This window comes from Bradyrhizobium betae (genome assembly GCF_004123905.1).
Lineage (GTDB): Bacteria > Pseudomonadota > Alphaproteobacteria > Rhizobiales > Xanthobacteraceae > Bradyrhizobium > Bradyrhizobium betae_A.
Window position 1 is genome coordinate 201,235 of sequence record NZ_MZXW01000017.1, and the last position, 24,643, is coordinate 225,877.

General features: G+C 63.7%; 22 protein-coding genes. 11 read left to right on the forward strand and 11 right to left on the reverse strand.

Going from position 1 to position 24,643, the window contains the following annotated elements:
- Nucleotides 1–365 precede the first annotated feature (365 nt).
- Nucleotides 366–4,970: a LuxR C-terminal-related transcriptional regulator gene (locus tag B5V03_RS16580; protein ID WP_129271386.1), complete on the reverse strand. Its 4,605-nt coding sequence runs from the start codon at nt 4,968–4,970 to the stop codon at nt 366–368.
- Nucleotides 4,971–5,123: 153 nt separating this feature from the next.
- Between B5V03_RS16580 and B5V03_RS16585 the strand changes: the two genes are divergently transcribed.
- Nucleotides 5,124–5,465, forward strand: a complete 342-nt coding sequence (locus tag B5V03_RS16585) for a nuclear transport factor 2 family protein (RefSeq protein WP_129271387.1) — start codon at nt 5,124–5,126, stop codon at nt 5,463–5,465.
- 76 nt (nt 5,466–5,541) lie between these two features.
- On the opposite strand, the gene B5V03_RS16590 is transcribed toward B5V03_RS16585, so the two are convergent.
- Nucleotides 5,542–6,765, reverse strand: a complete 1,224-nt coding sequence (locus tag B5V03_RS16590; RefSeq protein WP_129271388.1) for an NAD(P)/FAD-dependent oxidoreductase — start codon at nt 6,763–6,765, stop codon at nt 5,542–5,544.
- 117 nt (nt 6,766–6,882) lie between these two features.
- On the reverse strand, nt 6,883–7,842 hold the full coding sequence (locus B5V03_RS16595) for a helix-turn-helix transcriptional regulator (protein WP_129271389.1): 960 nt from the start codon (nt 7,840–7,842) through the stop codon (nt 6,883–6,885).
- Between the two features lie 608 nt (nt 7,843–8,450).
- On the opposite strand from B5V03_RS16595, the gene B5V03_RS16600 reads away from it, so the two are divergent.
- The 6 genes from B5V03_RS16600 to apyS all read left to right on the forward strand — a co-directional run bounded on the left by B5V03_RS16600 (nt 8,451) and on the right by apyS (nt 14,583).
- Complete coding sequence (locus B5V03_RS16600) at nt 8,451–9,536, forward strand: cytochrome P450 (RefSeq protein ID WP_129271390.1); 1,086 nt, start codon at nt 8,451–8,453, stop codon at nt 9,534–9,536.
- A gap of 118 nt (nt 9,537–9,654) precedes the next feature.
- A complete protein-coding gene (gene apyA, locus B5V03_RS16605; RefSeq protein WP_129271391.1) occupies nt 9,655–9,834 on the forward strand; it encodes an aminopyruvatide family RiPP in 180 nt (59 codons plus the stop codon).
- Nucleotides 9,835–9,905: 71 nt separating this feature from the next.
- Nucleotides 9,906–10,778: a multinuclear non-heme iron-dependent oxidative enzyme ApyH gene (gene apyH, locus B5V03_RS16610; RefSeq protein ID WP_129271392.1), complete on the forward strand. Its 873-nt coding sequence runs from the start codon at nt 9,906–9,908 to the stop codon at nt 10,776–10,778.
- Nucleotides 10,771–11,637 carry a RiPP maturation protein ApyI gene (gene apyI / locus B5V03_RS16615; RefSeq protein WP_129271393.1) on the forward strand — a complete coding sequence of 289 codons (867 nt, stop codon included), beginning with the start codon at nt 10,771–10,773 and terminating at the stop codon, nt 11,635–11,637. Before apyH ends, apyI begins: the two co-directional genes overlap by 8 nt.
- Nucleotides 11,615–13,591 (forward strand): RiPP biosynthesis radical SAM protein ApyD, encoded by a 1,977-nt coding sequence (apyD, locus tag B5V03_RS16620; RefSeq protein WP_129271394.1) that lies wholly within the window; start codon nt 11,615–11,617, stop codon nt 13,589–13,591. The genes apyI and apyD overlap by 23 nt, the downstream gene beginning before the upstream one ends.
- On the forward strand, nt 13,588–14,583 hold the full coding sequence (apyS, locus tag B5V03_RS16625) for a RiPP biosynthesis methyltransferase ApyS (protein WP_129271395.1): 996 nt from the start codon (nt 13,588–13,590) through the stop codon (nt 14,581–14,583). Before apyD ends, apyS begins: the two co-directional genes overlap by 4 nt.
- 41 nt (nt 14,584–14,624) lie before the next feature.
- Here the strand turns inward: apyS and B5V03_RS16630 are convergent, their stop codons facing one another.
- The 4 genes from B5V03_RS16630 to fliI all read right to left on the reverse strand — a co-directional run bounded on the left by B5V03_RS16630 (nt 14,625) and on the right by fliI (nt 18,315).
- A complete protein-coding gene (locus B5V03_RS16630) occupies nt 14,625–15,677 on the reverse strand; it encodes an anti-sigma factor (protein WP_129271396.1) in 1,053 nt (350 codons plus the stop codon).
- Nucleotides 15,678–15,714: 37 nt separating this feature from the next.
- The gene (locus tag B5V03_RS16635) at nt 15,715–16,260 is read right to left on the reverse strand and encodes a sigma-70 family RNA polymerase sigma factor (RefSeq protein WP_129271397.1); all 546 of its coding nucleotides are present in this window, start codon (nt 16,258–16,260) and stop codon (nt 15,715–15,717) included.
- Between the two features lie 176 nt (nt 16,261–16,436).
- Nucleotides 16,437–16,856: a flagellar export protein FliJ gene (fliJ, locus tag B5V03_RS16640; protein ID WP_129271398.1), complete on the reverse strand. Its 420-nt coding sequence runs from the start codon at nt 16,854–16,856 to the stop codon at nt 16,437–16,439.
- Nucleotides 16,857–16,989: 133 nt separating this feature from the next.
- Nucleotides 16,990–18,315, reverse strand: a complete 1,326-nt coding sequence (gene fliI / locus B5V03_RS16645) for a flagellar protein export ATPase FliI (protein ID WP_129271399.1) — start codon at nt 18,313–18,315, stop codon at nt 16,990–16,992.
- 446 nt (nt 18,316–18,761) lie between these two features.
- Between fliI and ctrA the strand changes: the two genes are divergently transcribed.
- From ctrA to B5V03_RS16665, 4 genes are all read left to right on the forward strand, one after another.
- Nucleotides 18,762–19,463 carry a response regulator transcription factor CtrA gene (ctrA, locus tag B5V03_RS16650; RefSeq protein ID WP_015688285.1) on the forward strand — a complete coding sequence of 234 codons (702 nt, stop codon included), beginning with the start codon at nt 18,762–18,764 and terminating at the stop codon, nt 19,461–19,463.
- A gap of 167 nt (nt 19,464–19,630) precedes the next feature.
- Nucleotides 19,631–20,035 (forward strand): DUF350 domain-containing protein, encoded by a 405-nt coding sequence (locus B5V03_RS16655; RefSeq protein ID WP_129271400.1) that lies wholly within the window; start codon nt 19,631–19,633, stop codon nt 20,033–20,035.
- A 1-nt stretch (nt 20,036) separates the two neighbouring features.
- A complete protein-coding gene (locus B5V03_RS16660) occupies nt 20,037–20,447 on the forward strand; it encodes a hypothetical protein (protein WP_129271401.1) in 411 nt (136 codons plus the stop codon).
- Nucleotides 20,448–20,450: 3 nt separating this feature from the next.
- On the forward strand, nt 20,451–21,611 hold the full coding sequence (locus tag B5V03_RS16665) for a glutathionylspermidine synthase family protein (RefSeq protein ID WP_129271402.1): 1,161 nt from the start codon (nt 20,451–20,453) through the stop codon (nt 21,609–21,611).
- A gap of 170 nt (nt 21,612–21,781) precedes the next feature.
- Here the strand turns inward: B5V03_RS16665 and B5V03_RS16670 are convergent, their stop codons facing one another.
- From B5V03_RS16670 to B5V03_RS16685, 4 genes are all read right to left on the reverse strand, one after another.
- A complete protein-coding gene (locus B5V03_RS16670) occupies nt 21,782–22,654 on the reverse strand; it encodes a CheR family methyltransferase (RefSeq protein ID WP_129271403.1) in 873 nt (290 codons plus the stop codon).
- Nucleotides 22,651–23,853 carry a protein-glutamate methylesterase/protein-glutamine glutaminase gene (locus tag B5V03_RS16675; RefSeq protein WP_129271404.1) on the reverse strand — a complete coding sequence of 401 codons (1,203 nt, stop codon included), beginning with the start codon at nt 23,851–23,853 and terminating at the stop codon, nt 22,651–22,653. The genes B5V03_RS16670 and B5V03_RS16675 overlap by 4 nt, the downstream gene beginning before the upstream one ends.
- A 75-nt stretch (nt 23,854–23,928) precedes the next feature.
- Complete coding sequence (locus B5V03_RS16680; RefSeq protein ID WP_007600538.1) at nt 23,929–24,294, reverse strand: response regulator; 366 nt, start codon at nt 24,292–24,294, stop codon at nt 23,929–23,931.
- 72 nt (nt 24,295–24,366) lie between these two features.
- On the reverse strand, nt 24,367–24,643 hold a 277-nt coding region (locus B5V03_RS16685; RefSeq protein WP_206736155.1), incomplete at its 5' end, for a chemotaxis protein CheW.

Genomic DNA, 24,643 nt, shown 5'->3' on the forward strand with positions numbered 1-24,643 from the left:
ACGAGCCTTGACGCACAGACCCCGGGCGTCAGGACCACACGATTTTGCCGTACGCAGATCCCACCGGTCGTGCGCGCGACGTTTTCACTCACGGTTGCCCGCCCTGCGAAGCACTTCGCGCCGATGTGACCCACGTCCACCGCCGCCCGGCCCGCGTTCGTGACGATCGCGATACGCCCTCTTCCTTGGGCCGGGTTGACGCGACACATACGCCATTTCCGAATTTCGGTAAAGTGGAATATTTGTGGCTGTGCGGATTGACCCGTCGGGTGGGTGTTTTGCCCGACGGGCAACGCAAGGACTTGTAGATGGGCTCTCTCAGATCGCGGGTGCAATACTGGGCCTCGCGCCCCGAATGCAATGCTTCAGATCAGCAAATCATGATGCGCAGGTACAACGGAATGATGTGGACCGCTATTGCCGTGGTTGGCCGCGTGTTGTTCGTCCAGTCCAGGAGGGACGAGGCTGAGGATCACCTCGAGGCCCTCTCGCTGATCGAGCAGACCAGGCGGATTGATCGGATTGTTAGGCAGTTTGAGCTCAACTGCCGCGACGAGCGTGGGGGGAGCTGTCCCGCTATCGAAGCGGAACACCAGCTCGTTATCTGCGCCGCCCGTCTCGGATGCAGCTTTAGCCGGCTGTGCGGCCTCTGGTGCGATCGCAGCAGATTGCGCAGCCTGCTGGGCGTTGCCGCCGGTTGCGACGCTCGGTTCGACGACGTCAGCTGCTTCCGGCGCGTCTGCAGAGCTCGCGTGTAAATCGTGCCCCGATTTGCCGTGTTCCACGACGGTAGGCTCTGCTGTCGTCACTGCCGCCGCAGCGTCCAGCGCCGGAGCGTGTTGATCATTGTCATTGTTGCCCGGTATGAAATCAGCTTCAGCCGACTCCGTAGCGACCGCCTTTGCGGACCCCGGCTCCGCAGCGTGCTGCGAGTTACCACTTCCGGCGTTGCCGCCGGCTGCGACGTCCGGCTCCACAATATCGGCTGCTACCGCTGTGCTTGCAGAGGTGGAGTGCCCGGAGTTGCCATGTTCCACGCCGTCTGATTCCGCCGTCTTCGCTGCCCCTGGCGCAGCATCCGAAGCCTGAGCGTGATGCTCGGCGCCATTGCTGACGCCGTTGCCCGTTATAAAGCCTGCTTCAATCAACTCTGTGGCTGGCGCCGTTACAGACCCTGGCTCCGACGCGTGCTGCGAATTACCGCGACCCGTACTGCCGACGCCCGGCTCGACAATGTCGGCTGCTTCCGGTGCGTTTGCAGAGGTAGAGTGCCCGGAGTTTCCATGTTCCGCGCCGCCTGGTTCTGCCGTGTTCGTCGACGCTTGCGCAATCTCCGAGGCCGAAGCGTCATGCTCGGCGCCATTGCCGTTGCCCGGCTTGACGCCAGCTTCGGTCGGCTCGGTGGCTGCCGCCTTTGCAGACCCTGGCTCCGAAGCGTGTTGCGCGTTACCGTGGGCCGCGCTGCCGGCCGTTGCGACGCCCGGCTCGACAATGTCGACTGCTTCCGGTGCGTTTGCAGAGCTTGAGTGCCCGGAGTTTCCATGTTCCACGCCGGCTGGTTCTGCCGTCTTCGCGGACTCTCGCGCAGAGTCCGAAGCCGGAGCGTGATGCTCGACGCCGTTGCCCGGTTTGACGCCGGCTTCAGTCGGCTCGGTGGCTGCCGCCTTTGCAGACCCCGGCTCCGAAGCGTGTTGCGCGTTACCGTGGGCCGCGCTGCCGGTCGTTGCGACGCCCGGCTCGACAATGTCGACTGCTTCCGGTGCGTTTGCAGAGCTTGAGTGCCCGAGGTTTCCGTGCTCCACGCCGCCTGGTTCTGCCGTCTTCCCGGACTTGTCCGAAGCGGGAGCGTGATGCTCGGCGCCATTGCCGACGCCGTTGCCCGGTTTGACGCCGGCTTCAGTCGGCTCCGTGGCTGCCGCCTTTGCAGATCCTGGCTCCGAAGCATGCTGCGAATTACCGCGGCCCGCGCTGCCGGTCGTTACGACGCCCGGCTCGACAATGTCGACTGCTTCCGGTGCGTTTGCAGAAGTTGAGTGCGCGGAGTTTCCGTGCTCCACGCCGCCTGGTTCGGCCGTCTTCGCGGACTCTCGCGCAGAGTGCGAAGCCGGAGCGTGATGCTCGGCGCCATTGCCGACGCCGTTACCCGGTTTGACGCCGGCTTCACTCGACTCGGTGGCTGCCGCCTTTGCAGATCCTGGCTCCGAAGCATGCTGCGAATTACCGCGGCCCGCGCTGCCGGTCGTTACGACGCCTGGCTCGACAATGTCGGCTGCTTCAGGCGCGTTTGCAGAGCTCGAGTGCCCGGATTTGTCGTGCTCCACGCCGCCTGATTCTGCCGTCTTCGTGGACCGTGGCGCAGCATCCGAAGCCGGAGCGTGATGCTCGGCGTTATTGCCGACGCCGTTGCCCGGCTTGACGCCGGCTTTAGTCGGCTCCGTGGCCGGCGCCTTTGCAGACCCGGGCTCCGAAGTATGCTGCGCGTTACCGCGGCCCGCGTCAGCGGCCGTTGCGACGCTCGGTTCGACAATCTCGGCTGCCGGTGCGTTTGCAGAGCTTGAGTGCCCGGATTTGCCGTGCTCCACGCCGCCTGATTCTGCCGTCTTCGTGGACTTTCGCGCAGAGTCCGAAGCCGGGGCGTCGTGCTCGGCGCCATTGCCCGGTTTGATGTCGGCTTCAGTCGGCTCCGTGGCTGCCGCCTTTGCAGACCCAGGCTCCGAAGCGTGCTGCGAGGGACCGCGGTCCGCGCTAGCGGGCGTTGCGACGCTCGGTTCGACGTTTGGCGTGGTCGATGAAATGCCGGTGCCCGCATTGATCGGCTCACTCTTCAATGTGAGGCTTTCAACTGCCACAGCCGTCGCGCCAGGAGCAGGCACGATTGATGATCCCCGAGGCGACACGGCAGACGCACCATCGCTCTCTTCCGTTGCCGCCGCCGAATCGCTCGTGAAAGTTCTGAATCTCGTCGCCTGCCCCGAGCCGGTTCGAGCCTGCCCGAAATGGAACCCCAAGCCATCGTCGGCCGGAATGGTCCAAACGCCGGCCGTCGCGAGTGTGCTCCCGCTCCCTCCGATGCTGGGATGGCCATTGTCCGTGCTCAGAACAGTCCCATCGATTGCGGTCGCCGATGTCAGCGCCTCCTGGAGCTTCTCCAAGGTGATAGCGACAACCGCGCCATCTCGCTGGTCGACGAAATCCGACTCCGCAATCGATACGATCCCCTGCAGATGGACTTCCAGCAGGCCGCGATCCCCGATATCAAGAACACGATCGGTCGGATTCACATAGACGATCGTTTCATTGCTTGCGGAGTTGTAGATCCAGGCGAGGGTATGTGGCGGTATAGACTTGCCTGCTGCCGTCATATGCAGCCATGTGAGCGCTCCGAAAGCCGCAAGATTGATCCTGCTCGACCCAGATGCGAAATTGAAGGCAGAGTAGGAAGAGGTCGAATTGGAATGGGCCGGGGAGCGATAAACAACGTTTTCATCAACGTTGCTGCCCATCAGTTGATCGCGGCTATATCCGGCGATACTGCCATCGTCACCAGCGTGCTCCAAGCCAACGGGTTTTTGGACGGTGTCACCCTCGGCGCCATGACTCATTTGGCTCCGAGCGCCTTCGGGAGCGACGCTTTCGTTTCCAGTGGAGACCACCGCGGAAGGCTGGCGGGAAGCGTGCGAAGGGAAACCCGAGGCTGAATTGTCGACGTGATTGACCTCAGCATTGGTGATCGCGGCCAGTTTTGTGGTCGCATTCTCACCGGCATCGACCACGAAGCTGTCAATCGACGCGTGATCCGCGTGGTGCGGCTGCGCCGCAAGAGCGGAATCGTTCAGTGCGTAGATCAGCGCACCGGCGAGCGTGGCGAAGGTGCCAAATCCTGCGGGAATCAATGCCTGATTGGCAGGCCGCGAGATGTGATGTTCCGCGGTCGGGTCACCAAGCTGCGGGTCGCTGGTACCTCTCGGGAAAGGCGCAGGAAGATTGGGCGTGCTCGATCCAACCGGACCGTGGTCTTTCCACGGCTTCGAGCCTGCAGAGTGCTCAGCCGCGCGCAGCACCTCCATGGCCGCCGCCGGGTTTGTGACCTGGCTCAGCTTGGCAAGAAAGTCCTTCTGGGTGGGCGGCGTCTCGCCGGATTCCCCGACGATGAGGTGCCGGGCTTTCTTCCAGAGCTCATATTCGGCGTGCTCTCCCGCGTGGCCAATTCCGTTGTCATCCGGAACGGTGTCGTTCGCTTCCGACGCCTTGAGGTCGTCCGCAATTGTGAACGCCAGAAACGCCAGCACGAGCGTGCCGAAGCCGGAGGGGTGTCGCAGCAACGCGAGGGTCGCGAGCACAGTTCTGTTGGTGATCTCAAGCTTCTGAAATATGTGGTACAGGTGTATTTTGACCGTCCCTGGCGAAACGTTCAGCTGGCGTGCGATCTCCTTGTTCGACATTCCTTCTGATACCAGTCGTACAATTTGACGTTCCCGGTGCGTCAATTGCTCCAGCATCTTTTCAGTTTTGTCGCCGCCGTCGGCTCCCTTGCCGGTTGGCGAAAGATCGAACTGCTGGGACGACACACTGCGCTTCGTCATCAATCTCAGTTGTCGCAGCATAGCAGCGGGGGACGCGCACTTCGAAATTACGCCGCAGGCGCCAGCAGCAAGTGCTGCGATGAGATCCCGGTCGGATTCGGACTCTGTAAAGAACACCAGTCTCGTGAAAAGATTCTCAGCTTGCCCAATAGCGAGGATCTCGGATGCCGGCAGATCTGGCAGGGTGTCAGCAAGAAGAGCGGCGTCGGGTACCAAATTCCGAATGGCTTCGAGACCGCTGGTCCCATCGCGACATGATGCGACAACGTCGAAGTCCTGCTGTGCCCCGAGGATCGACTTCAGCCCGTGCAGAACGATCGGCTGTGGATCCACGATCACAAGCCGGATGCGCTTGAATATTCCCTGCTTCGCAGACCTGTCTAACATGGCGTCTGCCTCGGCCCCGGCCATCTATGTATTTCGGCATATGGCCGAGGCCGGGGGTGGGTATTAAAATACAATTAATCGAGTAGAGAAAGAGTTTAACTGGGTTAAGCTTAACCTAAAATCGCAGGTTTTGTCGGCCCTTAGGGAAGAAATATGCCATTTGACCCGATGGCCGTCGCGATCGACTGGCTTGACGCCTACCGCGCAGGCGATATCGAAGCGATCCTGGACATGTTTGCCGAAGATGCCGTGGTTCGCTGCGGCTGCGGCAGCGGCGGCAAAATCATTACCAGCCGCGAGGCACTGTGGGCCTATTGGGTCGATCGCCTCCGGGAACATCCGGCAGGCGCATTAGACGATCTCAGTCCTTCGAACGACGGGACCATGATCTCGTACGTCACGAGAGCTGGTGTCATGAATGCGCTTTTTGCGTTTGATGACGCCGGGAGGATCAGGGAACTCGATTGCAATCCCTCACACCAGACCGCCGCCTGATCCGGCCGCGGTGGGGCACGTGCAACGCTGGTGCGTTCTGGCGTATTGCTTGGCTTGGGTGGATGCACGGCCCATCTCAACGACGCGGCGCCCCATAGGTCGGCGGCGGTGCCTGCACCGTCGGCGCTGCGGCGCCGAAGAGATCGCCCTTGCTCCCGGTCAGCGGCGGATAGATGCGCTTGCGGTTGATGGTCTCTTTGGTCGCCTTCGCGGCCGCGCCTGTGCTGCGCACCTCGCGATCCCAGCCTTCCGTGTAGAGCGCGCCCCAGCCGCCGAGATCGAGCACGGTCACGTACCAGTCGATCCGCAGCGGCAGCATCGGTTGGCCCAAGAGATCGGCAACGACATTGTGTCCAGCGAAGCGGCCCATGGGGCGGGCGAACTGGCAGGACATCACGGTCGGATGCAATCCGTCGACCACGCTGGAGGCGACGTCGCCGGCAGCGAACACGCCGGGCAGATCGGCAACGCGCATGAACGGATCGACCAACAGGCGTCCGAGACGATCGCGTGCGCCCGGAAAACTCGCAGCCAGCCGGCTCGCGCGCATTCCGGCGCACCAGATTACCGTCTGGGCCGGGATGAACTCGCCCGAGTTCAGATGAATGCCGGCGGCCTCGACCGATCCGACGCGGACGCCGAGCCGCGTCTCGACGTCGAGCGAGGCCAGCGCCGTCTCGATGACGGGACGCGCATGCGCGCCGATGGTGGCGCCAACAGCCGGATTCGGATCAACCAGGATGATGCGGCGGCTGCCGGTGATGCCGGCGTGCCCCAGCCGGTCCGGCATCTCGGCCGCGACCTCGATGCCGGTGAAGCCGGCGCCAACTACTGCGATCGTCGAACGCCCCGGCGACGGCGCGCTGCGCCCGAGCGCGGCGAGATGATTTTCGAGGCGGAGCGCTGCGGCATAGGTATCGACATCGAAGGCATGATCGGCAAGGCCTGGAATGTCGGGACGCATCACTTCGCTGCCGAGCGCAAGCACCAGCCGGTCATAGGCCAGCGTCTCGTCGCCGCCGCTCGTGACCAGCGATATCTGGCGACGCGCCGGATCGATGGCCTCGACCTCGCCGATGCCGTGCGTGATGCCGATCGGGTCAAGCAGTTGCGCAAGCGGAAGTGCGACCTCGCTGAGATCGGCCTCGTAATTGCGCACGCGGATGTTGTGATAGGGATTGCGGTCGACGAGGTGGATCTCGATGTCGCTGCCAGCGCCGATCTCGTCGCGCTTGCGCGCGGCGCCGATGGCCGCCCACAGACCTGCAAACCCGGCGCCGAGCACGACGATACGCGCCATGTCCGTTGACTTCGTTGTTCGAGGGAATCCGGTGATCTGCCCGCATGGACAGATATAGCTCATTCCTCCGGTTCAACCAACTGCAGCAACGCCGCGCCGCTGCGCAAAATCGCGGGCTCAGGCTTCGCGCAATTCCGACGGCGTCGCGCCAAAACGCTTGCGGAAGGCGCGGTTGAAATAGGACAAATCGGAAAAACCCGAGGAATGCGCGATGTCGCTGATCTTGCGTGCCCGCGCGCGGGGATCGCCGAGCAGCTTTCGCGCCAGCAGCAAGCGCTGCTCCAGCACGAATTCGGTGAAGGTGGTGCCGGCCTGCTCGAACAGGCGCTGCGCCTGGCGCGGGCTCAAGCCTGAGCGCGTCGCAACTTCGGACAGGCAGAGATCGTTGCGGCCGAGCGCGGCCATCACGTCGGCGCGCATGAGATCGAGGCGGGCCGCCGCATGTCCACGGCCGCGCGCAAGGCTTGCATGCTCCGCATCGGTGCCGAGCAGCAGGCCGACGAGATCGACCATGTGCTGCGCGGTCAGGCGCTGGCCGACGGCGTCGAGATGCGGCGCGTGATGGGCGGCGAGCGCGTGGTAGCGAAAGATCGTCTCGGCGACCGCACCGTCGGAGAGCACCTGCGACAGCTTCTCCTCGGCGCGCGGATTGATGTCGAGCAACGCGCGGCGCGGCATGCGGATGGTGGTGAAGCGGTCGTCGTCGGTGTGGCCGACGGTGCCGGTGACGCCCATGTCGACGAGCACCATCTGCGCGGGCGCGAGCTCGACGGTGTGGCTGTTCTGCCCGACGCGAACGAGGCCCGCATGCGCCGATATCAGCACGAGATCGTCGCTGCCGTCGGCGAGGTGGCTCTGCGTGCGTGAGTATTGCGCGGAGGCGCCTTCCGGAATGGCCAGCGCGATATTGTCGACCACGCTGACCTGGAGCCGGCAATCGATGCTGTCGCCATGGCTCGGCCCGATGTCGACGCCGCAGGACCCGAAGGCCCGCTCGCGCCAGTGTTCGAAAGCCGGACCATGCGGTAGCCCCGCATATTGGTGGACGAAGATGCCCGGCGTCTTTGCTGCATCCATCTGATTTCTAGCCCCTCTCCGGCGCCATGATCGGCGGCGCCGACTGCAAATTCCGGGGATTTGACGCCGCGAAATGGACTGAGGTTCAAATCAGGGGCGGATTCGGCGGGACTTGTCGGAGAGCGACGGCGGGATGGACCGTGGCGACATTGCGGGAATCCGTGCCCTGGCCAACGCGACCGTCATCCTGCGCAGGCGGGTACCCGGTACTCCGTAGCCACCACGGCCCGGATTTGCGCCCATGGACCAAGCGCGCCTTGTCTGCGATCATTGCTTCGTAGCTCTCCCCGGTAAAGTGTGGCCGGCAGGTTGTGCACGTGACCGTATGCGCTTCAATTCCGCGTTTCATCGATCCCGAAGGCCTTCGCAGCGACCCGCTTTCGTTCCTGCGCGCGGCCCATGCAGCGGCGGGCGACATCGTGGTCGTGACAGAGCGCGGCCCGGCGTTCTCGCGAAAGCATGATTGCGCCGCTGCGGTCGCGGTGTTTGGACCAGCTGGGACCAGGCACGTCCTGAGCGACGCAGACCTGTTCGGCCCCGGCGTCTCGGTCGGCGAGCTATTCTCGCTCCCACCGGCCCTCAGCCGGCTGAACGCGGGTCTGTTCAGCATGAAAGGCGAGGAGCATGGCACCCAGCAACAACTGCTGCGGACAGCTCTCGACGACATGTGCACCCATGGCGTGGACCAAGTCGTTGCCCAAGCCTGGCAGCGGTTCGCCGAGGACCTCGGGCTCGCAGATGATGTCCCTCTCCTCAGCGAGATGCGGCGACTGGCGCTGCACGTCTCGTCGCTTCTCGTCTTCGGCAACACCGATCTCGAGCTCGGCCGTCTCATTCAGTCCTATTTCGAGTTGCGGCGCACCGTTTCGGCGGCAGCGACGGTGCCGAACCTCTTGCAGCGGCGCACGCTCATCCAGACCGGCGCCAGGCTCGACCGGCTTTTGCGCGCGCGTATGTTGGCGTTCCAGGCGGACGTTGCGAAGGGCAACGCTGCGGCGCACGCCTGCATGATGGGACGGCTCCATGCGACTGCACGCGGCAGCGCAACGGAAGACCAGCTCATTGCCCAGGCCAATACGCTGTTCATGTCGAGCAGTGAGCCGGTCGCGGTGTCCCTCACCTGGATTCTGTTGATCCTCTCTCAGCAACCCCGGTTGAGACGCGCCTTGCGGCTGGAACTGGCGGAGCGATCCGAACGCGGTGATCGCGATCGACCGTTGTTGCGGGCGGTGATCCACGAGGTGCTGCGTCTGCTGCCGCCGAATGCGATCATGGTCAAGGTCACCACCGGACCAGCGCAGTTGCTCGGTCATCGGCTGCCGCCGAACTGCGAGATCCTCCTGTCGCCATTCGTGGCGCACCGCGACAGCCGGGACTTTCAGCAAGCCGACGTCCTCGATCCCGGTCGCTGGCACGGATGGAAGCCATCAACGTATGCGTATTTCCCGTTCGGGCTGGGCGCGAGATACTGCGTTGGCCGTCAACTCGCGCTGTCGCTCCTCGTCGCGATCCTCTCGTCAATGCTCTCGCGCTATGACGTCGTGCTGGCAGCGGACCAAGCACTCGATTGGAAGATCAACATCACGTTGATGCCGGCGCAGGAACCGATTGTCCGCTTTCTGCCCGCGCAGATGCAATATGACGTGGCCGGCGGCCGAGTGCACGGACCGGTCGCCGAGCTGATGCGTTACTGAATCGGCAAGACGGAGCGGCGCAAGCACCTGGTGGGCGGGCCCGAATTCGATTGACGATACAATCTCGAGTTGCTAACCTTGCGGTGATTTCGTCAGATTTATTTTTGGGAGTCTGGTCATGGCCAAGAGCCCGAAGCGCGCCGCTGCAAGTGCCGGCGGCAATCTCAAGATGTCGTTGAAGCTCGATCCCGCCAAGATCAAACGCATTCAACAGTGCCTGAAGAAGGGCCAACTGACGATCACGGTCGCCAAGGTCTCCTCCGTTGCGCGTGGCGAGAACGGTTACAAGTACGACTGAGCTCTCTGCGACCGAACAGGCGGCGCGACGCGGTCCGCCAGGTTAGATGTATCCTCGCGACGAGGGAGCCGATGCGCCACGAGGCCACGGGAGAGTTTCGGCGTCGGAGGACGTCCGCCCGGCAACCTGTGCTTATCGGCATGGCGCAGGGCCCCGGTGTCTTGCCGCTCGTCGAGCGATATCCAGGCCTGCTGGACTACATCGAGCTGCCGTTCGAGCTGCTTCGCCACGATCCCTCGGCTCTCAAGACGAAGAACATCGCGCCGATCATCCTCCATTGCGCAAGCATGTCGATCGCCGGCTTCGTGCCACCAGCGCCCGCCACGCTCGATGCGATCGCGGCCCAGGTCGAGCTGACCGGCACGCCCTGGATCGGGGAGCATCTGGCATTCATTTCCGCCGACCCGCTTCCTGGCAGCGCTCTGCACGAGCCCACGACCCTGACCTACACCGTCTGCCCGCAACTCAGTGAGGATGTTCTCGAAAACGCCTGCGCCAACATCACCAGGTTGCAGAAGCGATTTTCGGTGCCGCTGATCGTCGAGAATTCGCCTCAGTACTTCGCCATTCCCGGCAGCACGATGTCGATCGTCGACTTCGTCGCCGAGTTCCACCGACGCTCCGGCGTGGGCATGCTGCTCGATCTTGCCCACTTCAGGATCAGCGCGATGAACATGAACTTCGAGGCCGAGCGTGAGATTCTCCGCTTGCCGCTGGAGAAGGTGGTGGAGATCCACATTTCCGGGTTCGACATCCAGGCAGAGACCGCATGGGACGATCACGCGGGCTTGGCTGACGAGGCGACGTTCGACCTTCTGGCTGTGGTTCTGAGCTGCGCGACACCGCGCGCCATCACGTTCGAGTACAACTGGTCGCCGGAACTGGACGACGAAATCATCGTGCGACAGCTAGATCGCGCCAGATCGATGTGTCGGAATGCCTAGGAAGACCGAAACGGCCGCCCGGCATGTTCACGCCACCCTGGCGGCGGCGGTCGCCGATCCCGATGCGCTCGAACGTCTTTGCCGGTCTGGCGACGCCAGGCGGTCCTTCGACGTCGAGCGAATTCGGCTGTTCGCTGGGCTGGCGCTGAAGGTCCGTCACAACGACATCCGGCTGCTGCTACCGCTGACCTTCAAATTGCTCGACAGGCTTAAGATCAGCGTCCCGATCTTCGCAGCCTACGGCAAGACCGCCGCCGCCCTGCGGGTCGCGAAACGGACGACGCAATCCGACAAGCTCGAGGTGATTTCCGGCTTCATCGAGGGCTGGCTGCGCGCGGACGATCCATTGCACGCGCTGGTGCGCGATGCCTTGCATCACGAGCGCGCGCTTCTGGCTCTGAAGGACAACCATGCCAAGGTCCCTGCCGGAACCAACGATCGCGAAGTCATGCGATCGAAGGCTACCGTAGCGCCGGCAAGCGTGGTGCGGCGAGCAACCGGACTGATCCGGAACGAGATGAGCTGCAACCCGCTTCTGCTCGCGACGGCCCTCGATTCTCCCGCAAGCGACCTTTCGGTTCTCCGGCGCGACCAACTCCACTTCGTCCATCGCTGGGACGCGCGGAGAGGTTGCGCCACCGCGGTCGAGATCGACGAACTCGGCCATGTGCTGCTCGAACTCGCCGACGGCCGCAGGAGTCTCACGCGTCTGATCGACATGCTGCGTCGGGCGGGTGTTACGCTGACAAGCGCAGAATTGTGCCGCGTCAGCCAGCAACTGGTCGATAACAACCTCCTGGTCGTGGTTCCCCTTCAACCTGGAAAGCGTCCTCGCCGTGCGGTTGATCCTGGTCGATAATTTCGTCATGCCGGGCAGCCTCGACCCGGATCTGTTCGACGTGCACCCGCATCTGGGGCTGACGTCGCTGGCGGCGGTCGCCGCGAAGGACAATCATACGGTGGTCGTCTATGACCCGAAGCGCGAAGTCCGCTTTGGACATCACCCCTATGACGGGACGTTGTACGAGCGCGTGGCCGTGGACATTCTGCGCCTGCGACCGGATGCAGTCGGCTTCACCACGCTTAGCTGCAGCTTCATCTTCGCGGTCAGGGTGGCCGCACTCCTCAAGCAGCGCGCGCCGGGCATCCCGATCCTGCTCGGCGGTCCGCATGCCACGATGTTGCATCGGGAAATCATGGACGCGTACGGTCAGTTCGACATCATCGTCCGGCACGAGGCCGAAGAGACGCTGCCTCCTCTGCTCGCCATGCTTGAAACGCGCAAATTCGACGGCATTCCCGGCGTGACATGGCGTGACGGCCGCGGCCTGCTGAAAACGACGCCGGGGCTTCCGAAGGTCGAGGATCTCGACAGCCTGCCGATCCCGTCATACGAACTCTACCCTATCACGACGCTGGGGCTCGATCTCATGCGCGTCGAAGCCGGCCGCGGCTGTCCGTTCGTCTGCACCTTCTGCTCGACGTCGACCTTCTTCCAACGCGACTATCGTCTCAAGTCGGCGGAACGCATCGTGCACGAGATGGACCTCCTGCACGCACGTTACGGAGCAACTGAATTCAAGCTCGATCATGACCTTTTCACGGTCAACCGGCGCAAGGTGCGCGAGTTCTGCGAAACCGTCCAAGATCGCGGCTACAACTGGCGCGTCTCCGCCCGCACCGATTGCGTCGATGCCGATCTGCTGGAGACAATGGCGCTCGCCGGCTGCATCGGCCTCTATTTCGGCATCGAGACCGGCTCACCACGAATGCAGCGGCTCGCCGACAAGCGCCTCAAGCTCGATGGCGTGACTGACATTCTGAATATCGCCGAAAACTTCGGTATCGAAACGACGGCTTCGTTCATCACCGGCTATCCCGAGGAACTACAGGACGATCAGGACCAGACGCTCGACATGCTGGGGGCCTGCTTTGGCCGCCCGCAGGACGCGTGCACGCCACAACTGCACATCCTGTTGCCGGAGCCGGGCACCCCGATGTTCTCGAAGCACAGCGCGAATCTGGCCTATGACGGCTATGTCACCAAGTTTAACGCCTGTTTGTTCCAGGGCGATCGCTCCGAGGTGCTTGCCCACCCCAAGCTCTATTCGACCTATTACTACTATCCCGCGGCGATGCCACGGGAACGCTACGTGCTGGCGGTCGATGCGGTAGATGCCTTGCGGACAGTCGGTCACCAGATCCTGAACTACGCGCTACGTTTCTTTCGGGGCAGGTTGAGCCTGCTGATCGCCGCGTTCCGCGATTGGCTGGCGAGCAACGGCGCGTTGGCTGCAAAGCCCGATCTGGCGCTTGAATTCATCACGGCGCGATTTAGCGCGTCGCACCACCTGACCTCGCTGTTCCGCTATGGCTTGGCAGTGAGTGTACTCAAGCAGGCGGGCACTGCACTGCGATCGGGGGACAACGGCGCCCCGTCAGGCCAGCAAGCGCCGTACGCGCGGAGCCCGGGAAGTTGCATCCTCACCGAGTTGCATGACTGCGGAGCACTCCTCGAGCGGATTTCTGCGCTGCCGGCAACGGCGGGTCCGCTCAGTGCGCGCGATGCAGGTCAACGCGGCTGCTACCTCCTCGTGGTGCAGCAGAGGTCGGTTCTCTATCGCGTCGATCCGGAGCTGGAGATCATTCTGGATCTGTTTGAAACGCCGCAACACTTGACCGACGTCATGCGGTTCCTGCACGACATCGCCAGCGATACGGAGCTGGATGATCACCTGCTCGACCGGCTGGTCGATATCGGCGCGCTCGTCCACCACGCTGATCAGCGTGCTTCGCTGAACGCCGCTTCATGACGCGAACGCGCGCGGATCCTGCCCGCCACTCGGCCTTCGACCTTGCCGAGGGCTTCTATCTTGCACACGCACTGCTGGCGCTCGAGCACAACGGTGTCCTGCGCTCGCTGGCCCGCCCCGCCACCGCCGCCGCGCTCGCCAAGAAACATCACGTTCACGCCGGACTGCTCCAGTCAGCGCTTGAACTGCTTGCCGCCCGAACGAATTTGATCACCTGCCACGCCGACCGGTTTCGGCTAGCTGGCGCGTATGACGATCATGCCCGTTTCGTCGTTCATCAATATCTCGGCGCCTATGGTCCTGCCGCTATCGCGCTGGGCCGTACTCTACGGAAGCCAGAACTTGCGGCAGCCCTGATCGACCGCAAGCAGCACGCCAAGGCTTTCGAGGACTCGCCGACGCTGAGCAGCGACCTGATCACGGACTTGATCGTGCAGCTCGGCTTCAACGACGTGCTTGACCTCGGTTGCGGCAATGGAGCGCTGCTGTCCGGGCTGACCCGGCGGATGACGGAATTCCGTGGCTTCGGACTCGACGGCAATCCGGCCATGTGTGCCTTGGCGCGAAGGCGCCTCAAGGCGACACCCGACGCCTCGCGGGTGAGGATTTTTCGGGGCGACAGCCGGCGGCCTGACACGGCCCTTCCGGCTTCAGTGAAGCGACAGGTGCGAACCTTGTCCGCCGCAAGCCTCGCCAATGAGTTCTTCGGCTCCGGAAATCGCGAAGCAGAACGATGGCTTGCGCGCCTGAAGGCGGCTTTTCCCGGGCGAACCCTCCTGATCGGTGACTATTACGGTCAACTGGGATATGGACGGCGACTGCGGTCGCGCGCGCTCGCCGTGCATGACTTCGCGCAAGCGATCTCCGGTCAGGGCGTGCCGCCGCCCGATCTGGCATCCTGGAAGACAATCTACCGCAACGCGCAATGCACGCTGGTCCATGTGGTCGAGGACGAGGACGCCACGTTCTTCGTTCACTTGCTCAAGCTTTGATCGTCGCGCCCCGTCGCGACTGGTTTGGCGCTCGAACGCGGCTACTTCGGCGCCTGCGGCTGCGCCGGCGGCACGGTCTCGATCAGCTTGCCGGTAAATATCGGCGCCGAGGTCGGCTGGCCGTTGGGCGAGCCGCCGGCCTGCTCGACGGTGACGGCATAGGTCGCGCCACTGACGACGTCGGCATCGTAGGAGGCGAGCAGCGGGCGCGCGGTGAAATCGCCCGCGCCAATCACGCCGAGCGAGCGCGGACGCGGCAGCTTGTCGGAGATCAGCCAGAGCTCAAAGCTCTTGCCGGGCTCCGGCGTCGCGCCGACCTTGCGCACGGTGAAATTCCTGGTCGTGCCGTCGATGGTGAGGATGAAGGCGGGGCCACCACCCTGGCCCTGCAACAGCGCGACATATTGCGACGACGCGGTGAGCGGCGCCGGTGCCTTCACCTCGACCGTCTGGATGCGCGGTGCGGGACGCAAGGCACCAGGCAGCGCATCGGGCAGGAAGATCTCAAGCGACAGTGTCACCAGCAGCGCGGCCGCGAGCGCGCCGACCGCGGATGCGATCGAGCGCCAACGTTTCACCCGGCCCTCGAGCCGGATCACGTTGCTGTTGTCGACGACCGGCGGAGGTGGCGTGCGCACGACGTCAGGATCGGGCGCATGGACCTGCGGCACGAACTGCGGAGCGAAGTCCGGGATGACATCGGAGTCGGAAGGCGGCGGCTCCGGCGGCTGCACGTCCAGAGATGGTGGCTCTGGCGATACAGGCTCGGCAGAAGAAAGCTCCGGCGTCGCAACTTCGAACGAGGAGGAGTCCGGCACGGGTGGCGGCGGCGCGACGTCCGACAGCACAGGCGCCTCCTGCGCAAAACCGTTGCGCGCAAGCTCGGAGCGGATGTTCTCCCACACGATCGGGCGCGGCTCGATCGCGCCGACCATCTGGTTGAGGACGCCGAGCCGATAGGCCCAGGCCTGCACGATATCGGCAAACGCCTTGTCGACCGCCATCATGGTCTCGACCTGCGCGCGTTCGTCGGCGTCGAGTATGCCGAGCGCATATTCCGCGGCGAGCGCGATATGGTCCTCCGTGTAGGCCATCAATTGCAGTCCAGAACCACCTTCACAATAGAAGCCTTCATAGTCCGAGGCACTCGCGAATATCCAGCATGCTGCGCCGGAGCCACGTCTTCACCGTGTTGACGGGCGCTGAAAATTTCTCCGCCAATTGCTCGCGGCTCCAGCCGTTGTAATAGGCGAGAAGCACGAGCCTCTGACGATCCGGCTCGAGCCGGCCGACACATTCCAGCAGGCGCCTCAGCTCCTCGGTCATCTCGCGGCGCGCAAGCGGATCGGGGCTGTCGGCCGCAACCTCCATCGCCTGAGGCTCTTCCTCGATGGAAACTTCCGTCTTCTTGCGCACGATGTCGATGGCGCGGTTGCGCGCGATCGACGCCATCCACGTGATCGGCGACGACAAGGCCGGATTGAACTGGCCGGCGCTGTTCCATACCTTGACGTAGGTCTCCTGAATGACCTCCTCCGCGAGATCCTGTCGGCGCAAGATACGGAGGACGACGCCATAGAGTTTCGCGCGGGTGGCGACGTAGAGGCGCTCGAACGCGGCCTGATCGCCCTTGGCGACCGCCCCAATCAGCCCAACCAGCTCTGCTGGCGTCAGCATTCAGCCCCCCACGCGCGGCCCGTCGCGTTCCGCGCAAGCCCTGGCACTCCGCTACCATAGCGCGCGGCAACGCCGACCACCAAGGGGCGGAGCGCCGCGCTGTGGACAGCACATGCGAAAACCCGGACCTTGCGGTCCGGGTTCTGCAAATTCTTGGCGTCCGGCTGCTGGCGCCGTTAGGCGACGGCGCCGATGCGGGCGCGCATCAGGCCGATGCTGTCGAGATCGGCCTGCTCGCGGGCGTTCTCTTCGGCGCGCTCGCGGGCCTGGTCGCGCTCGTCGAGCAGCTCGACCTTCTTCAGCTCCTCGAAGGCCTCGGCCAAAGCGCCCTTGGCTTCGTCGAGCTGGCCCTTCAGCTCGTCGGCCGAACGGGTCAGGTTCTCACGGCGCTGGATCGCGGCCTTGGCGTAGGTCGGATAGGCGAAGTGCGAGGGATCGTTGATCCCGGCACGTTCCTGCTCGGTCGAAATCTCGCGCTCAAGATCGGTCGACATCCGCTGGAAGTCGGCGATCATGGTCTCGATCTGAGTGACCCGGCGGCGCTTCTCGTCGACCTGAAACTTCTTCAGGCGGATGAGGGTATCTCGTGACTTCATCGACTCATACTCCCCAGAAGTCCCCTGGCTGCAAGAGACACGCACATTGGGACGTCACCGGTCTCCCCACAGGCCCGACGGGGGCCAAGACCGGCTCTGCTACTCTGTGAGAGCGGATGATGACGGGACAAAGTTAGCGTTCCGTTTCCAAATTGCCGAGGATTTGCGCCAATTGGCGGTAGCCGTCCGCCAGGGAGGCATTTTCGTCCTTGCGCTGCCGCAAGAAGGCCTCCAGCGGCTCGTGCAGGCGGATCGCCTCGTCGACCTCGGGGCTGGAGCCGGCCCGGTAGGCGCCCAGCCGGATCAATTCCTCCATGTCGGCATAGGTCGCCATCACCGCCCGCGCCTTCTGGATGGTCGGCCAGAATTGCGGATCGGCCGATTTCGGCATGGTGCGGGAGACGGATTTGAGGATGTTGATGGCGGGGTAGCGGCCGCGCTCGGCAATCGAGCGCTGCATCACGATGTGGCCGTCGAGGATGCCGCGGACGGCATCCGCGATCGGCTCGTTATGATCGTCGCCGTCGACCAGCACCGTGAAGATCGCGGTGATCGCGCCCTCTCCCAGGCCCGGTCCGGCGCGCTCCAGAAGCTTCGGCAACTCGGTGAACACGGTCGGCGTATAGCCCTTGGCGGTCGGCGGCTCGCCGGCGGAGAGGCCGATCTCGCGCTGGGCCATGGCAAAGCGCGTCACCGAGTCCATGAGGCAGAGCACGTCCTTCTCTTCATCGCGAAAATATTCGGCGACCGCGAGCGTCAGATACGCCGCCTGGCGGCGCATCAGCGCCGGCTCGTCGGAGGTCGCGACCACCACGACGGAGCGCGCCAGGCCCTCCTCGCCGAGGTCGTCCTGCAAAAATTCCTGCACCTCGCGGCCGCGTTCGCCGATCAGCCCGATAACGCTGACCGCGGCATCGACGTTGCGCGCCAGCATCGACAACAGCACCGATTTGCCGACGCCGGAGCCTGCGAAAATGCCCATGCGCTGACCGCGGCAGCAGGTGAGGAAGGTGTTCATCGCGCGCACGCCGAGATCGAGCGGGCTACCGACACGCTTGCGCGAATGCGCCGGCGGCGGCGAATTGCGGAACGGCATCGGCGCCGGGCCCTGCGGCAACGGCCCCTTGCCGTCGATCGGCTCGCCGAGCGCATTGACAACGCGGCCGAGCCAAGCCGATGACGGCCGCACCTGGTTGGCGGCATTGGCGATGACGGCCTTGCAGCCGCGCCGCACGCCTTCGAGGCCGGCGAACGGCATCACGACGGCATTGTTGCCGGAGAAGCCGATCACCTCACAGGGAATCGAACGGTTGGCGCCGGTCTCGATCACGAGCCGCGCGCCGACCGACATCGCGTGAATAGGTCCGGCCACCTCGACCATCAGGCCGCGCACGCCGACCACACGTCCATAGATATTGACGCCGTCGATGTCGCCGATCTGTTCGGCAAGAGCCTTCATAGAGCAGCCTTCATAAGGGGCGCGCCTTCATATGAGGGCCTTCATTAAGGTGGTCACCTTCGATATCCGGGCCTTCACGGCAAAACCCTTAAGTTTCGCCATATTTCTGAACGGCGCTTAACTTCGTGTTTACCCGCATCGTTAATCATTGCGTCACTGTCTTTGTGACTGAGCGTGGCTCCCCTTCAGAAGAAGGCTGAGTCGCGGGAGTCGGTTAGGCCCGTCTCTTAAAGTGGAACTTGAACGGAACCGGATAACGAAAGCTGCTTCACCGCAAGACCTTAGGGCGATTCGACGAAAATTGCATCCACAGGGCTTGCGTTCCAGAATCAGAATTTGTTAACCATCTGTTGTCAGGATCCGAATCAGTTGTTCAAAGGCGTTTTGTTGTGTGCCGCGAATGCGGCCGACCTGACGCCCAGGAGCGGCGACTATGGGGAACTGGCATGCGCGTTTTGCTGATTGAAGATGACAGCGCCGTCGCGCAGTCGATCGAGCTGATGCTGAAGTCTGAGAGCTTCAACGTCTACACGACCGATTTGGGGGAAGAAGGCGTCGATCTCGGTAAATTATACGATTACGACATTATCCTTCTCGACCTCAACCTGCCTGACATGTCCGGCTACGACGTGCTCAAGCAGCTCCGGGTCTCCAAGATCAAGACACCGATTCTGATCCTCTCCGGCCTCGCCGGCATCGAGGACAAGGTCAAGGGTCTCGGCGTCGGCGCCGACGACTACATGACCAAGCCCTTCCACAAGGACGAGCTGGTTGCCCGCATCCACGCGATCGTGCGCCGCTCCAAGGGTCACGCCCAGTCGGTCATCCAGACCGGCGACCTCGTGGTCAACCTCGACACCAAGACGGTCGAAGTCGGCGGCCAGCGCGTGCACCTGACCGGTAAGGAATACCAGATGCTGGAGCTGCTCTCGCTCCGCAAGGGTACGACCCTCACCAAGGAAATGTTCCTCAACCACCTCTACGGCGGCATGGACGAGCCCGAGTTGAAGATCATCGACGTCTTCATCTGCAAGCTCCGCAAGAAGCTCGCCAACGCTTCCGAGGGACGCAACTTCATCGAGACCGTGTGGGGCCGCGGCTACGTGCTGCGCGAGCCGCACGAGCAGGAAGAGCGCATTCCCGCCTGATCGCGTTTACGTCGCGAGCCCCCGGGGCTCGCTCCTCCCAGCCTGGACCCCGCCGCAAATGGCGGGGTTTTGTTTTTTGGGGACGCGAGCGCGGCCTCATCGTCCTCCCGCCATTGAACCGCTATCCTCCCCCCGCCGACGAATGGTCGCTGCATGATGGGGGAACGATGATCCTGCAATCACTCGCCGGCCTGCCCGCCTTCCTGGTCTATTTCTGCACCGGGCTGGTCGCGATCGTGGCGTATCTGTTCGTCTATACCCGCATCACGCCCCACAACGAATTCCAGCTCATCCGCGATAACGATCCCGCCGCGGCGATCGCGCTCGGCCTCAGCCTGCTCGGCTTCGTGGCGCCGCTGGTCAGCGCCATCGCGCATTCGGCCAATGTGCTGGACTGCCTGATCTGGGCGACGATTGCACTGATCGTGCAGGTCATCGTGTTCTTTCTGGTGAAGGTGCCGGTCCCGAACCTGTCGGGGCGGATTGCCGCGGGCGAACTTGCACCCGCCATCTGGCTCGGGCTGTCCTCGCTCGCAGCAGGCCTGCTGAACGCAGCCTGCATGATCTACTAACATGACCAACAAGCCCTCCAAAAAGGAGTTCGGCAAACGCCGGCCGGCGGCCGCGCCGCCGCCTCCGCAACAGCCGGTGAAGCGCTCCGGCCATGTCGCGCTGCTGGTGATGGGCACGATCGCGGTCGGCACCACCGCCTACACGCTGATGCCGCGGCAGACTTGCGAGCCCTCGCCTGCCGGGACGACGGTGCCCGGCGTGGAAACGCCGGTGCAGGCAAGCACCGCGTGCAGCAGCAGAAGCAGCTCCTCGAGCGGTGGCAGCAGCTCGCGCTGGTCGTCGCGATCGAGCTTCTTCAGCAGCGACTCGTCGTCTCATTCCTCGTCGGGAACATCGTCCGACTCAGGTTCGAGCAGCGTGAGCCGCGGCGGCTTCGGCTCATTTGGCCACGGCTTTTCGGGCGGCGGCTGATCCATGCAACGCATCACCTGTCTCGAGCGCGACGACTGGCGAGAGACCGCCGCGCAATGTGGTTTCGTCTTCCACACCATCGGCGGCGAGCGCTATTGGGACGAGCGCGCTTATTACGCTTTCACCCTCGACGAGATCGAGCGCGGCATCGAGACGCCGACCGGCGAGATCGACGCGATGTGCCTGGAGCTCGCCGGCCGCGTGATCAATGATGAACGGCATCTGCGGCGCTTGCAGATCCCCGAAGCATTCTGGAGCCTGATCGCCGAGAGTTGGGAGCGCGATGACCGCAGCCTCTATGGCCGGCTCGACCTGAAATTCGACCAACATGGTCCGGCAAAGCTGCTCGAATACAACGCGGATACGCCGACCTCGATCTTCGAGGCAGCGGTGTTTCAATGGACCTGGCTCGAGCAGGCGATCGAACGCCGCATCATCCCTGATCGCGCCGACCAGTTCAACTCCATCCACGAGCGGCTGATCGCGGCGTGGAAGGACATCGCAGCTGGCCGCCATCTGCATCTCACCGGCACCACCGGCAATGACGAGGACGCCGGCACGCTCGCTTATCTCGAGGACACCGCGCGCCAGGCAGGGCTCTCGACCACGCTACTCGACATCGAGGAGATCGGCTGGCGCGACGAAGCGGGCGGCTTCGTCGATCTCGATAACAGCGACATCGCGCTCGCCTTCAAGCTCTACCCTTGGGAATGGATGTTCCACGACGCCTTCGGCGCCAAGCTGAAGGACGCGCCGACGCGCTGGATCGAACCGCCATGGAAGGCGGTGCTCTCCAACAAGGGCATCCTGCCGCTGCTCTGGGAGATGTTCCCGAACCATCCCAATCTGCTGCCGGCCTTCTTCGAGGATGACGCGCGGGCGGCGGAGCTTGGAACGTCGTATGTGCGCAAACCGCTGCTGTCGCGCGAAGGCGCCAATGTCACGCTGGTGTCAGCCGGCGTATCGCTCGACGCGCAGGAAGGCCCCTATGGCGCAGAAGGTTTCATACGGCAGGCGCTGTCGCCGCTGCCGAATTTTTCCGGCTTCTATCCGGTGGTGGGCAGCTGGCTGGTGAACCACGGGCCATGTGGCCTGTCGATCCGCGAGGATGAGAGCCCGATCACGGGCAACGGCTCGCGGTTTCTGCCGCATGCGATCTTGTGACAAGGGCGAAGTTCTTTCCCTCCCTCGTGGGAGAGGGTGGCTCGCCGCAAAGCGGCGAGACGGGTGAGGGGTCTCTCGCCGCGAATCCAACTTACATTTGAATTCGCGGAGCCCGCCCCTCATCCGGCGCTTCGCGCCACCTTCTCCTACAAGGGGAGAAGGAAGAAAGATCACCTTGCCGCGGCAACCTTCAGCGACGGCGGCATCAATCCGCCCATGGGACGGCCCGAGCGCGCAGGGTTGAGCTGATAGAGACCGCGCCGGTCGGTGATCGGGCGGAACGCATCGGTGATGCCGACGACGGATTCAGCGGCGCCGAGCAGCAGCGTACCGTCCGCTTCCAGTCCCTTCGCCATACGCTCGAAAATCACCGCCTTGGTGTCCTGGTCGAAATAGATCAGCACGTTGCGGCAGAAGATGACGTCGAACGTGCCGAGATGGGAGAAGTCCTGCAACAGATTGAGCTGGCGGAACTGCACCATCGCACGAATGTCGGCATTGAGCTGCCACAGCTCGCCGGCTTGCGTAAAATACTTCATCACGTGCTGGATCGGCAGGCCGCGCTGCACCTCGAACTGGCTGTAGATTCCGGCCCTGGATTTCTCCAGCACCTCCTGCGACAGATCGGTGGCGACGATCTCGATGCGCCAGCCGGCAAAGGCCGCGCCCATCTCCTTCACGCACATCGCGATCGAATAGGGCTCCTGCCCCGTCGACGACGCCGCCGACCAGATCCGCAGCGACTTGCGCGCCGCGCGCGCCTGATGCAGGCCCGGCAGGATGGTTTCGCGTAGGTGATCGAACGGGATCTTGTCGCGGTAGAAGAAGGTCTCGTTGGTGGTCATCGCTTCGACCACGTCGGTGGCAAGCCGGCCGTCGCCGTTCCTGATCTTCAGCACGAGATCGGGAATGCCGGGAAGGCTGGCCTTGCGCGCGAGCGGCAGCAGCCGGCTCTCGACCAGATACTGCTTCTCGGGAGAGAGATCGAGACCGGAGCGCTCTTTCAGGAACTTGCGCAGATACTCATAGTCCGTCGGCGTCACGAGCGGTCTCCCGCAAACAGGCGGTTGACCTTGGCGCCGATCTGATTGAGCGGCAGGATCGCCGCACAGATGCCGGCATTGGCCGCCGCGCCCGGCATGCCCCACACCACGCTGGAGGCTTCGTCCTGCGCGATCACGCTGCCGCCGGCGGCGACGATGTCCTTGCCTCCGCGCATGCCGTCCGAGCCCATGCCCGTCAGGATCACGGAGAGGATGCTGCCATGCCAAATGTCGATGGCGGAGGTGAAGAGCGGATCGACTGCCGGCTTGCAGAAATTGACGGCGGGGCCGTCGTCGAGCGCGATCGCCACGTCCGCGCCGCTGCGCACGACGCGCATATGCTTGCCGCCCGGCGCGAGGTAAATGCGTCCCGGCTTGACCGGCTCGCCGTCGACCGCCTCGGCCGACGGCTTGCGGCTCGCGCGTGCCAGATGCTCGGCCAGAATGGTCGTGAAGGTCGGCGGCATGTGCTGGGTAATCAGCACGGGGAAACGGTCGATGACAGGACCGAGCTCGGTGACAAGCGCCATCAGCGCCTGCGGACCGCCGGTCGAAGAGCCGATCAGCAGCACCTTGGGTGCCTGGGTCGAGAACGGACGCGTGGTCAGCGGACCTGACGACAGGGCATGTAGGGCCGGAGCCGGTGCGGGCGTAACGGGCCGCGCGACAGCGGGTGCACGTGCAGCTGGTGCAGCATGGCTCGCGGGCGCCAGCGGCGGGCTCGCGACCGCGGGCTTGCGGCGCAGCCGTGCGCCGAGATGACGGATCTTCTGGATCAAATCATGATGGAAGATATCGGCGGCTGATGCCTCGCGCGTCGATTCCGGCTTCGGAATGTAGTCGGCCGCGCCGAGCGACAGCGCCTTGAAGCTGATCTCCGCGTTGCGGCGGGTCAGCGTCGAGGCCATGATGATGACGAGATCGCGCTTCTTCGCCAGCAGTTGCGGCAGCGCCGAGATGCCGTCGAGCTCGGGCATTTCGATGTCGAGCACGGCAACATCAGGATTGATGCGTTCGATCTGGTTGACCGCCTCGAGCCCCGTGCGCAGCGAGGCAGCGACTTCCATGTCGTGCTCGGCACCGATCCAGCGCGAGATCAGACCGCGGATGACGACGGAGTCGTCGACGACCATCACCCGCAGTGGCCCGGCTTCGCGCGACGAGCTCGTAGTCGAATTACCTGCGAACGCAACACTCATTACTCACCAACTCAGACTGAAACGGTTCAGTTGAAAACAATCGCCGAAGGATCCGTTCAGCCTCCGGGAGTTCGCTCAGATAAGTCCGACTTCCTGGAATTTCGCAGTCACGATGTCTTTGTCGAAGGGCTTCATGATGTACTCGTTGGCGCCGGCATGCAGCGCCCGCGCGATATGCGCGACGTCGTTCTCGGTGGTGCAGAACACCACCTTGGGCTGGTCGCCGCCGGGCATGCGACGGAGATGGCCGAGGAATTCGTAGCCGTCCATCACGGGCATGTTCCAGTCGAGCAGCACCGCATCAGGCAAGCCGCGCTTGCAGGCTTCGAGCGCCTTCTCTCCGTCCTCGGCTTCGAGGATCTGGAAGTCGAGGCCCTCCAGGATCCGGCGCGCAACCTTGCGGATGACGCTGGAATCATCAACGACGAGACAAGTTCGCATGTGAACCTCTGCTTCCTACCCCCTTTGCGGGGGCACTTCCTATTGCAGGTACGTCGGCGGATTGCCGGCGTATCAGGCCGCCATCATCTCGGGGGCGAGCTCGAGGACACGATCGACGTCGAGGACGACCATGAGCTGGCCGTCGAGACGGTGGACGCCGCCGGCGAGCTTGGCCATGCGGGGATCGAGGTTGACGGGGTTCTCTTCCATGCCGTCCTCGGCAAGCCGCAGCACCTCGCCGATCTGGTCGATCAAGAGGCCATAGGATTCACCGCGCAAATCGACGCCGACCGCCATCGGGGTCTTGCCGTCCTCGGGCTTGGGCAGGCCGAGCCGGGCGCGCATGTCG

What these genes read in the sequence shown, in the direction of transcription:
- B5V03_RS16600 (WP_129271390.1), top strand. Translation starts at nt 8,451, where the DNA reads ATGAAAGGCGAGGAGCATGGCACCCAGCAACAACTGCTGCGGACAGCT.
- apyS (WP_129271395.1), top strand. Translation starts at nt 13,588, where the DNA reads ATGACGCGAACGCGCGCGGATCCTGCCCGCCACTCGGCCTTCGACCTT.
- B5V03_RS16680 (WP_007600538.1), bottom strand. Translation starts at nt 24,294, where the DNA reads ATGCGAACTTGTCTCGTCGTTGATGATTCCAGCGTCATCCGCAAGGTT.
- B5V03_RS16660 (WP_129271401.1), top strand. Translation starts at nt 20,037, where the DNA reads ATGACCAACAAGCCCTCCAAAAAGGAGTTCGGCAAACGCCGGCCGGCG.
- ctrA (WP_015688285.1), top strand. Translation starts at nt 18,762, where the DNA reads ATGCGCGTTTTGCTGATTGAAGATGACAGCGCCGTCGCGCAGTCGATC.
- B5V03_RS16595 (WP_129271389.1), bottom strand. Translation starts at nt 7,842, where the DNA reads ATGGATGCAGCAAAGACGCCGGGCATCTTCGTCCACCAATATGCGGGG.
- apyH (WP_129271392.1), top strand. Translation starts at nt 9,906, where the DNA reads ATGCGCCACGAGGCCACGGGAGAGTTTCGGCGTCGGAGGACGTCCGCC.
- apyA (WP_129271391.1), top strand. Translation starts at nt 9,655, where the DNA reads ATGGCCAAGAGCCCGAAGCGCGCCGCTGCAAGTGCCGGCGGCAATCTC.
- B5V03_RS16655 (WP_129271400.1), top strand. Translation starts at nt 19,631, where the DNA reads ATGATCCTGCAATCACTCGCCGGCCTGCCCGCCTTCCTGGTCTATTTC.
- apyI (WP_129271393.1), top strand. Translation starts at nt 10,771, where the DNA reads ATGCCTAGGAAGACCGAAACGGCCGCCCGGCATGTTCACGCCACCCTG.
- B5V03_RS16665 (WP_129271402.1), top strand. Translation starts at nt 20,451, where the DNA reads ATGCAACGCATCACCTGTCTCGAGCGCGACGACTGGCGAGAGACCGCC.
- B5V03_RS16675 (WP_129271404.1), bottom strand. Translation starts at nt 23,853, where the DNA reads ATGAGTGTTGCGTTCGCAGGTAATTCGACTACGAGCTCGTCGCGCGAA.
- fliJ (WP_129271398.1), bottom strand. Translation starts at nt 16,856, where the DNA reads ATGAAGTCACGAGATACCCTCATCCGCCTGAAGAAGTTTCAGGTCGAC.
- B5V03_RS16580 (WP_129271386.1), bottom strand. Translation starts at nt 4,970, where the DNA reads ATGTTAGACAGGTCTGCGAAGCAGGGAATATTCAAGCGCATCCGGCTT.
- B5V03_RS16630 (WP_129271396.1), bottom strand. Translation starts at nt 15,677, where the DNA reads ATGGCCTACACGGAGGACCATATCGCGCTCGCCGCGGAATATGCGCTC.
- fliI (WP_129271399.1), bottom strand. Translation starts at nt 18,315, where the DNA reads ATGAAGGCTCTTGCCGAACAGATCGGCGACATCGACGGCGTCAATATC.
- B5V03_RS16585 (WP_129271387.1), top strand. Translation starts at nt 5,124, where the DNA reads ATGCCATTTGACCCGATGGCCGTCGCGATCGACTGGCTTGACGCCTAC.
- B5V03_RS16590 (WP_129271388.1), bottom strand. Translation starts at nt 6,765, where the DNA reads ATGGCGCGTATCGTCGTGCTCGGCGCCGGGTTTGCAGGTCTGTGGGCG.
- B5V03_RS16635 (WP_129271397.1), bottom strand. Translation starts at nt 16,260, where the DNA reads ATGCTGACGCCAGCAGAGCTGGTTGGGCTGATTGGGGCGGTCGCCAAG.